The organism is Achromobacter semiaridum, assembly GCF_053543755.1.
The window spans coordinates 29702-39060 of record NZ_JBLVOL010000129.1 but is presented as its reverse complement, the minus strand read 5'-3'; the positions used below and the strand labels follow the sequence as shown (position 1 = coordinate 39060).

The 9359-nt window shown below is 66.3% G+C and carries 7 protein-coding genes; 3 read left to right on the top strand and 4 right to left on the bottom strand.

Annotated features, from left to right (window positions below):
• A partial coding sequence (locus tag ACNPP0_RS26595) for a site-specific recombinase (RefSeq protein ID WP_448707483.1) occupies nucleotides 1–1892 on the top strand: 1892 nt, incomplete at its 5' end.
• A gap of 7 nt (nucleotides 1893–1899) precedes the next feature.
• Here the strand turns inward: ACNPP0_RS26595 and ACNPP0_RS26590 are convergent.
• The 4 genes from ACNPP0_RS26590 to ACNPP0_RS26575 form a co-directional block, all read right to left on the bottom strand.
• Nucleotides 1900–2937, bottom strand: coding sequence for a Csu type fimbrial protein (locus ACNPP0_RS26590; protein ID WP_332612611.1), 1038 nt, complete (start codon nucleotides 2935–2937; stop codon nucleotides 1900–1902).
• Nucleotides 2937–5246, bottom strand: a complete 2310-nt coding sequence (locus ACNPP0_RS26585; protein ID WP_332612569.1) for a fimbria/pilus outer membrane usher protein — start codon at nucleotides 5244–5246, stop codon at nucleotides 2937–2939. The genes ACNPP0_RS26590 and ACNPP0_RS26585 overlap by 1 nt, the downstream gene beginning before the upstream one ends.
• Before the next feature lie 87 nt (nucleotides 5247–5333).
• On the bottom strand, nucleotides 5334–6047 hold the full coding sequence (locus ACNPP0_RS26580) for a fimbrial biogenesis chaperone (RefSeq protein ID WP_332612570.1): 714 nt from the start codon (nucleotides 6045–6047) through the stop codon (nucleotides 5334–5336).
• 11 nt (nucleotides 6048–6058) lie between these two features.
• On the bottom strand, nucleotides 6059–6562 hold the full coding sequence (locus ACNPP0_RS26575; RefSeq protein WP_046805579.1) for a Csu type fimbrial protein: 504 nt from the start codon (nucleotides 6560–6562) through the stop codon (nucleotides 6059–6061).
• 431 nt (nucleotides 6563–6993) lie between these two features.
• Here ACNPP0_RS26575 and ACNPP0_RS26570 point away from each other — a divergent pair, with 431 nt between their 5' ends.
• On the top strand, nucleotides 6994–8412 hold the full coding sequence (locus ACNPP0_RS26570; RefSeq protein WP_332612612.1) for an MFS transporter: 1419 nt from the start codon (nucleotides 6994–6996) through the stop codon (nucleotides 8410–8412).
• 146 nt (nucleotides 8413–8558) lie between these two features.
• Nucleotides 8559–9359: Tar ligand binding domain-containing protein (locus tag ACNPP0_RS26565; protein ID WP_448707482.1), on the top strand; the 801-nt coding region annotated here is incomplete at its 3' end.

The window sequence follows — 9359 nt, the reverse complement described above, 5'->3', positions numbered from 1 at the left end:
CCGCCACGCCCCCCGCCACGCACCACCCGCAGCACGCCCGCCTGCGCTACGTATTGCAGGTGCTGGAACGCGACTCCGAACGCGCCGCGCGCGTGGGCGCCACGTTGCGCTCGCTGGTGGCCGATAACGATCCAACGTCATTGCTGTGCGACACGGGCGTGGCCTCGCACCCCGGGTTTTGGGGCGAATTCTGGGACCGCGCGCAAGCACGCCTGTTGCCGCCCCCGCCCAATCGCCCCGACATGTTCGGCCTGTTCTCGCTGATCTTCCGGCGCACCGGCGACGCCGCCTGGATCGAATCCCTGGATGAGGACACGCTGGCCCGCATGCGCGCATTGTTCCAGGCCGACGCCGAACCGCTGTCGCCCAGGCTGGAACTGGCGCTGACCAGCAGCATCCAGGTGCTGGTCAGCCAGGTGCGCGCCACCGGCCTGAGCCACGACATCCGCACACGCCTGCCGGGTCGGGTTGAAGAATCGCCCTTCTTCGCCCTGGCCGCCGCGTCCGCCGAGCTCTGCGCGACCACGTCCAGCACGCCGCGCGACGTATTCGGCCGCCGCCTGAACGTGTTCCGCGCGCTGCTGGACAGCTGCCGCGCCGCCTCCCAGGGCGTCTACGACGAACTGGAAAAGAACGGCGTATCCGTCGAAGTGGTGTTCCAGATTGAACGCATGAAACTGCGCCTGGCCCGCATCGAACTGCTGCTTGGCGTGTGGGTGGACCCCACCCAGCGCCACAAGTTCGTGCACCTGACCGCCGAGCTGATCCGGTCCACCCAGGCGCGCAGCAGCATCCGCCACCTGGCCGCCTCGTCGTTCGCGCAGCTGGCCCGGCGCGTCATGGAACGCACCGCCGAAACCGGCGAACATTACATCGCGCGCGACACGGTGGAATACCTGACGATGCTCAAGGCGTCGCTGGGCGGCGGCTTCATCATGGTGTTCACCGTTTATCTGAAGTTCTTCATCGTGTCGCTGCATCTGGACAAGTTCATCGAGGGGCTGCTGGCGTCGTTGAACTATGCGGGCGGCTTCCTCGTCATTCACTTCGCCCACTTCACGCTGGCCACCAAGCAGCCCGCCATGACCGGCCCCGCGCTGGCCCACCGTCTGGACGATGCCTACACGCCCGAAGGTCGCGACGCCTTCCTGGACGACACGCTTGCCATGATCCGGTCCAACGCGGCCGCCATCCTGGGCAACCTGGCGGTGGTGTTTCCGCTGGCCTGGGCAGTGCAATGGCTCGCGCTCAACGCACTGGACCGCCCGCTGATCAACGCCGAGAAAGCGCAGGAAACACTGGCGTCGTTTTCCGTCTGGGGGCCGACCCCCCTGTACGCCGCCGCTACCGGCGTGCTGCTGTGGTTGTCCAGCCTGATCGCGGGCTGGGCCGACAACTGGTTCGCGCTGCACCGCGTGCACGACGTCATGGCCTACAACCGGCGCGCGCGGCACCTGCTGGGCGAACGCGGCGCGGCGCGCTGGGCGGGCTTCTGGCAACGCAACATCTCGGGCATCGCCGGCAACGTGTCGCTGGGCCTGATGCTGGGCCTGGGGCCGGCCATCGTGGGCTTCTTCGGGCCGCACGTCGAAGTGCGCCACGTGACGCTCAGCGCCGGACAGCTTGGCACGGTGATCGGCACGCTGGGCTGGCAGGTGGTGCACACACAGATTTTCTGGCTGGCCGTGGCGGGCACGGCGCTGACCGGCATTCTGAACGTCGGCGTCAGCTTCGCCCTGGCATTCAACGTCGCGCTGCGTTCACGCGACCTGCGCCGCCGCGACCGCGATTCGCTATCTGCCGGCGTGCGCCAACGCATCTGGCAACGGCCCGCCACCTTGTTCTGGCCCGTCAAGCCACGGCCTGCCCCCACGCCCACGGCCACCCCCTAGGCGGGCGTCAGAACGTGATGGTGGCGGTGACAACGTCCTTGTAGTTACCCGGCCGGGGAGTAGGCTGGGGCGGCACCCGGCCGTACACCGTGAACGTTTGGTTGGCGCCCGTGCCGGTGCCCACGCGCGGGGCGCCGCCCGAAGCGTCGCCCCAAATCGTGGCGTAGCTGCTGTCCTGATAAAGCTGATAGCTGACCGTGTCGGCCGCCGTCGCGTGCTTCATCTTGCGCGCCAGCACGTTGCCCGCTACCGAACCGCCGTTCAGCGCGATCGAAAATGCGTTGTTATTGGTGCACTTGACGGTGATGGCGCTGGTGGCCGTGGCCGCTGTGCTCAACACCCCCTTGGGCGGAAACGCCAGATCCGTCGCGTTGATCGTGCAATTTTTCTGTACCTGTGCCGTCACGGTCAACGGGATGGAGATGCGCTGCGAGACCGTCGACAGCGGGCAATTGGCCAATGCTCCCAGACCGAACAACACGTCGACCGTGGCCGTGTTGGGGTAGGTTTCGGAATACGTCGTGTTGGCGTTGTTCACCGTTGAGACCAGCGGCTGGTTGCCCGGCACCTTGCCGTAGAACTTGAACGTGGTCGACACCGGCCCGCCCAGAACCAGCAGCGGGCCGGTCAGCAATACCGACGTCGGGCCGGAACTGGTCGCTGCGCCCCACACCTGCGTGCGTGCGGTGTTGGTGTACAGGTTGTAGTTCATCCGGTTCGTGCCGGCCCCCAGGGTGCGCGGGTTGTTCGACGTACTAGTATTGCCCAGGCCCAGGTTGAAGCACACGCGGGCAAACAGGCCCAGGGCGGTAAAGGTGCAGGTCACCGTGACCTGCCCACTATCGTTGACGGTATCGGCCGGCAGCAGCGGGTTGACCGCGCCGAAATCCATCGTCGATGTCGTGCCCGCGCCCAACGTGCAGGAACTGGCCTGCGCCAAGCTGCCATAGGCCATGGCCAACGCCGCGCTGGCGGACAACAACAGCCAGCGCAGCGGCAACCGCGCCGCCCCCTGCGTCGGCCCCATGCCGCGCCGCCGCGCCATCACGGCCGCGCTCCTTGCAGCGGCCGGCACGGATACGGCCCCAGCGTTGGCAGCGGGTGTTCTTCGTCGCGCACGTAATCGAAGTCCACCAGGCAAGATACGCCAGCGCCACGCACCCGCAGCTGGTTACTGGCCTGAAGGTCTTCCACGAACGCAATTCCGTCGTATCCCACCACGGAACGCTTGCCGCTTTCCACCTGCACGACTTGGGCGCCCACGGGCACCGGCGCGCCGTCCGGCAATTGCAGGATGACCGAGGCCGCCGCGTACTTTTCCACCTGGAACTTGGCCAGCACCCCGGCGCCCGCCTGCGGCACCACCACGGCCTTCGTGGTGTCCAGCTTCACGTCCACGGGCAGGTCCTCCGGGTCGATGGCCAGGCGATTGGTCTGATAGGAATTCAAGTCCGGCACCAACAGATAGCCGCTGCGGTTCGTCCTGCCCAACTTTCTGTTTTCGTGCAGCACCGCCACATCGGGCTCGCCGTCGGTGGAGACCAGCGCAAAGCTGTCGTTGATGCGGCGCGACGGCAGCACCGCGCCGTCCATGATGGCCAGCGACCCGGATGCCTGCGCGGCGGCCGTCGTCGTGCCGCCATAGTCCTGCACGATGCCCGTCAGCTGGCCGTAGCGGCCCAGAAACTGGGCCTGCCCCTGGTTGTATTGCATGCTGCCCGACCGCCCGTTCTGCAACGCCCACCCCCAGCCGCCTTCGTACGCCACGCTGCTCTGCGCGCCCACGCTGTAGGTGTCCTGCCCGGCCTGCCGACCTGCCGATGCGGTGGCTTGCGTACGATCGCCCAGCATCAGCGACAGGCCAAGGTAGACACCGCGCGAACCGTCCTCGGCAAAATCGTTGTAGGCGCTGGCCGTCAGCACCACCCGGCTGTGCAGATTGACCGTGTACGACACCGACCCGAGCTTTGCCGCCGGCACCTGCGGCATGCGATAGCCGATGTAGCTCAACGCCACGCTTTGCGCACTGGTCAGGGGCAGGGACACGGTGACGCGTTCGGTCTGGCGCGGCACCGGCGCGTCTTCGCGCGAACCCAGGTCGCCGTAATCGCCCAGCGCGCGCGTGGCCTGCATATCGATGCTGAAGCTTGGCCGCACGTACTGGTACCCCAGGCCGATCTGGCCTCCGGAATAGCTGCCCGCGCTGCCCGCCACGGACCCGCTCAGCACGCCCGCCTGCCCCAGCTTCACCAAGGCGCCCGCGCCCAGGTTGGCCAGGCCGGCGCCCGCTTCCGCGTGCCCTTCCACGGTCAGGTCGTCGCTGACCCCGTAGCGCCCTGACGAGGTCAGCATGGGTTTGTCGTCATAGTCGAACGAGCGCACGCTGAACTGGCGGCGCACAAAGCCCGCTTCCACCGACCAGCTGGACAGGCCGGACGCCAGCATGCGCGTATCGATATACAGCGGCACCGAGGTTGTCACCGTGCGGCCCAGCGCGTCGCGAGTGATCAGCGTGGCCTGGCCCGCGCCCGTGATGCCCGGAATCTGGTTCACCACAAAGGGCCCGGGCGGCACGTTGCCGGAGAACTGCTGGACGCCATTGACGTACAGCGCAACGGACGAGGGCACCACCGACGATGCGCTCAACGACGACACGGGAAACGTCACCAGGTCGGGCCGCAGCGCGAAGTTCCGGCCCCATTGCACGCCGGCCATTCGCACCGAACGCGACCAGTTCAACGACGACGTGATGGTGTCGCCCAGCCGCAGCGTGCGCATCGTCTGCTGGTCTGATCGCGTCCAGAAGGTGTCATAGCGCACGTAGCGATCCGCCGCGCCGCCCAGATACGCCGTGCCCGTATTGCTGAACAGGCCGGTCGGATCGAAGTAGCGCTGCTCGGTAAACAGCGCCAGCCGATAAAGCGAATCGGTTTGCGCATACGCGTCGTAGTTCAGCAGCAGCCCGCGCCCGGAGGTGGCCGGCGGCGTTTGCGTGGCCCCGGCCGCGCCCACTTCATAGGGCACGCGCAACGAGTCGGGCAATTGGATGTCCACCGATTGCTCTGCCGTCCGGTACGCGTAGCGCACGCCGGCAATGCTATCCAGCGCGATATCGCGGCCATCCGGCAGGCCCAGCGTGGACAGGTCCACACCCACCGACCGCAAGGCGCCCGCGCTGGCCGACAGCCGGCCTTGCACGTCGCGAAACCGAATCAATTGGGACGTATTGACGCCGTTGATACTGACCTCCAGATACACATCACGCTCGGCGATATTGCCGAAAGACACCAGTTGGTCGGGCGGGTCCGCCGCCATTGCCGGCGCGCACAGCAGGCAAAGTGCAAGCCGCCACATGCGTCGTCCCCGCCCAAGACAAGCGCGTACTGCCATGGACTGGCCTTCCTCGTCATTGCCCCTCGCGCAGCCGCGCGCGATGCGCGGTCATTCGATGCGCGGGGCGACGGTGACGTCGTCACCATTGATCAGGGCTTTGATCCGCACCGGGCCTGGCGCGGCCTGCTTTGCGGGAATCCGCCATTCACGGGCGCGCTGCGCCAATGCGTAGCCCAGCAACCCGTCGACTTTCGCCACCGTCTTGCCCGCCCCGTTAACGATCTGCAACGCCGCGACCTGCGCGTAGCGCGAGCCGGTGTTCGATAACCGCAGCACCCAGGCGTCGCCCTCTTTGGCAACGCGCCAGGCCAGCTCGGGTTGCGGCGACGCCGCCGCCCCCGCCACGAACACCGGCACGGAATATCGCAGGCGCAACACCACGCCGTTCATGCCGGGGGTGGAAGGGTCGGGGATCTCGTCGATGATGACGCGGTAACTGCGCTGCACCGGCTCCAGTTCGCGCGAGGCGCGCACCAGCCGCACCAGTTGCTCGCCGCCGGGCGGCACCTGGATGATCGGCGGGCTGGCCTGGATATCTTCCGTGGGCGTCAAGACATCGTCGCCATTGGCCTGGTCCCACCGATAGGTGCGCACCTGGCCGTAGATCGGTGTGGCGCCCGGGTTGCGCAGCATGACGGCGCTGGCCCCCTGCTGGGGCGCAAGCTCCACCAGCACCGGCGATATTTGCAAGGCCGCCGCCAGCGCGGCCGGCGTCCACGCCGCCAGGCACAGCACCGACACGGCCGCCGGCAGCGTACGCATCAGGGCGCGCACTAGAAGTAGACCGTGGCAGTGACCGTGGAAGAGTAGGTGTCTGGCGCCGGGGTGGTTTGCACCGGCACCGTGCCGTTGACAACCAGTGCCTGCGCGCTGCCGTTGCCCACGCCGCCCACCCGGTCCGCTACCTGGGCGTCGCCCCAGACAACGGTGGGGCTATTCGGCTGATACAGCTGATACGCAACCGTGGCGGTATTGGAGCCCGTGCCTTGCATAAACCGCGTCGTGCCGGTGGAACCGGTGCCGGTGCCGGAACTTAAGCCCACGGTATATGGCGTGGTATTGCTGCACGTGACGTTCAGCGTGGTATTGCCGGTTATCGCGGTATTCAACACACCGTGGGTGCCAAACGCCAGATTATTCGCGGCAATCACGCAGTTGGCGGTAATGGTCAGCGTGACATTGAAATTCGCGGTGGGACCGGCTTGCGCATTTACCACCCCCGGTAAACCCACGCCGCACGCGGACAACGCTGCTACATACAAGGACAAGCGCTTCATAGGAAACCTCCCACCCAAATAGTTGCACCATCAAGAAAATCGAAATTAATCGTACGTGCAATATCGCATACCCAAGCAGAATAGTTTCAAATTCGCCTGCGCATTTTGCCCATTGCGACAAAATGGAATGCAACGCAGCGGTGGCGTTGCGAGACTCACCCTATGAAAATCGGCCGATTTTGCGGACATACATTTCGTTGTAAATGCGCGCTGAATTTCGTTTCTGCATGTGACTCTGCGGATATTCAGCACATGTAGCAAGTATTAATCCCGAGACGCCTCGGCGATTATTTGGCATGGTCGATCGCCGGCATCAGTTTGATTACCGATGCGCGGGGCGGCTGGCTGACCAAGCGTTGAATCCCGATGCCGCATTAGAATCAGTCCTCCTGATGCCGGACACGTCCGCCCGCACGCCCTCCCTGACGCCCATGCTCCCGTTCTCACGCAATACCGTTTACCCGGCCGGCGCCGGCCTGCCCGCCTCGGAACGCCTGGGCGCCTTGTTGGCCGTCATGTTGGCGGTGTGCATGGCCAGCTTGGATACGGCCATCGCCAACACGGCGCTGCCCACCATTGCGCGCGACCTGCAAGCCAGCGATGCCGGGTCGATCTGGGTGATCAGCGGTTATCAGTTGGCCATGGTGGCCGGCTTGCTGCCCGCTGCCGCGCTGGGCGAAATCCTGGGGCACCGTCGGGTGTACATGGTGGGGCTGGTGGTGTTCACCTTGTCGTCGCTGGCCTGCGGGCTGGCGCCGTCGCTGCCCACGCTGGTGGTGGCGCGCATCTTGCAAGGGCTGGGCGCGGCAGGCGTGATGAGCGTGAACGGCGCCTTGCTGCGATTCATCTATCCGTCTTCGATGCTGGGCCGTGGCCTGGGCCTGAACGCCATGGTGGTCGGCCTGTCGTTCGCCGCCGGGCCGACCGCTGCGTCAGCCATCCTGCTGCTGGGCTCCTGGCACTGGCTGTTCCTGATCAACGTGCCGATCGGCATCCTGGCCGCCGTCCTGGGCTTGCGCGGCTTGCCGGAAACCGCCCGCGCCCCGCACGGCTTTGACGGCATCGCCGCCGCGCTCTGCGCGCTGACGCTGGGGCTGTTCGTGCTGGGCTCCAATGAACTGGCACAAGGCGCGCCATGGCCGCGCGTCACGCTGGAATGGGGCGGCGCCGTTGCCGCCCTGTGGCTGCTGATGCGGCGGCAAGCCGGCCACCCCGCGCCCATTCTGGCCGTCGACCTGTTGCGCCGCCCCCTGTTCGCCCTGTCGGCCGCCACCGCCGTGTGTGCGTTCGCCGCGCAGGCACTGGCCTTCGTGTCCTTGCCTTTCATGTTCCAGACGGTGCTGGGCTACAGCCAGGTCCACACCGGCTTCCTGATCACGCCCTGGCCCGTCGTGGTCGCCGTCATGGCGCCCATCGCGGGCCGTTTGTCCGACCGGTATCCGGCGGGCATCCTGGGCGGCGTCGGCCTGGCCATGTTGGCGCTGGGCATGGTGTTGATGGCGCTGCTGCCCGCCGCGCCGACGGTCTGGGATATCTGCTGGCGCATGGCCATCTGTGGCGCGGGCTTCGGGTTTTTCCAATCGCCCAATTTGCGCGCCATCATGACGTCGGCCCCGGCCTCGCGGGCGGGCGGCGCCAGCGGCATGATCGGCACCGTGCGCCTGTTGGGCCAGGCGTCCGGCGCGGCGCTGGTGGCGGCCTGTTTCCACGTGTCCACGACCCATGGCGCGGTGGCGGCGTTGTGGCTGGGCGGGCTGTGCGCGGCGCTTGCCTGCATCGCCAGCTTTTCGCGCCTGCGCTTTGACGCGTCCGAACCCGTGCAAACGCCCACGCCGCACCCCTCGAAATAACGCCAAATCGCAATATTGTTGCGGTATTTATCGACATATTCGTTGAACGGGCAGACATATTCGTAAGTTGTGCAACAGTCGCTAAATATCGCGGCGGCGGGGTCGTTGTTGTCTATGCAGCACTCGCTGTATTTGGGACGACACGCATGACACAGTTTTTGAAAGACATCACCATCCGGCGCCTCATCCTGTGCACGCTGCTTGCCGTCAGTGCACTGGTCATCGGACTTTCAGCCATTAGCGTCAACGGGTTACGCAGCGCCGGGGAAGCGCTTGCCACCAGCGGCGACCTGCTTCATGAAGTCTCCGCCCTGTCTCGGGTCAACGATCAGATCATGCGCGCCCGGCTGCGGCTGTCGCGTCAATTGGAATACGCCGCCGAAGGCCGGGCCGCGCAAGTGGCCGAAGAAGGCCGCAGCATCGACAGCGCGCTGAACGAGGCGCGCAAGCAGCAAGCCCTTTTCATCGAGCTAGCCACCAAAGACGCGCCCGCCGCCATCCTTGAACCCATGCAGGCCGGCTTCGACGCCCTGGTCAATGGCGGCATCGCCGTGCAACGCCAACACCTGGAAGCCGGCGATATCAAGCGCGCGCGCGAACATGCGGCCGGGGCCGTCGTAAACGCCAGCCGCGCGTTCGGCAAGAGCATCGAAAACTACGAGGCCTACGCCAAGGACCGCGAAACGCAGCTGTGGGCGGACGCTGCCGCCAAGCGGCGCCAAGCCTACATCGGCATGGGCGCCGTCCTGGCGGTCTGCCTGCTGCTGCTGGCCCTGGGCGACCGCTATGTGGTGATTTTCGTGCGGCGTCCGCTGGACGCCATCAAGGCCCACTTTCGCCGCATCGCGGGCGGTGACCTGACCACGCCACTGGCGCCCTATGGCCGCAACTGCGTGGGGCAGATCATCCCCTACCTGCAAGAGATGCAGGACAGCCTGGTGCGCCCC

Coding starts and splice junctions, on each gene's coding strand:
- ACNPP0_RS26570 (WP_332612612.1), top strand. CDS start 6,994: ATGCTCCCGTTCTCACGCAATACCGTTTACCCGGCCGGCGCCGGCCTG.
- ACNPP0_RS26585 (WP_332612569.1), bottom strand. CDS start 5,246: ATGTGGCGGCTTGCACTTTGCCTGCTGTGCGCGCCGGCAATGGCGGCG.
- ACNPP0_RS26575 (WP_046805579.1), bottom strand. CDS start 6,562: ATGAAGCGCTTGTCCTTGTATGTAGCAGCGTTGTCCGCGTGCGGCGTG.
- ACNPP0_RS26580 (WP_332612570.1), bottom strand. CDS start 6,047: ATGCGTACGCTGCCGGCGGCCGTGTCGGTGCTGTGCCTGGCGGCGTGG.
- ACNPP0_RS26590 (WP_332612611.1), bottom strand. CDS start 2,937: ATGGCGCGGCGGCGCGGCATGGGGCCGACGCAGGGGGCGGCGCGGTTG.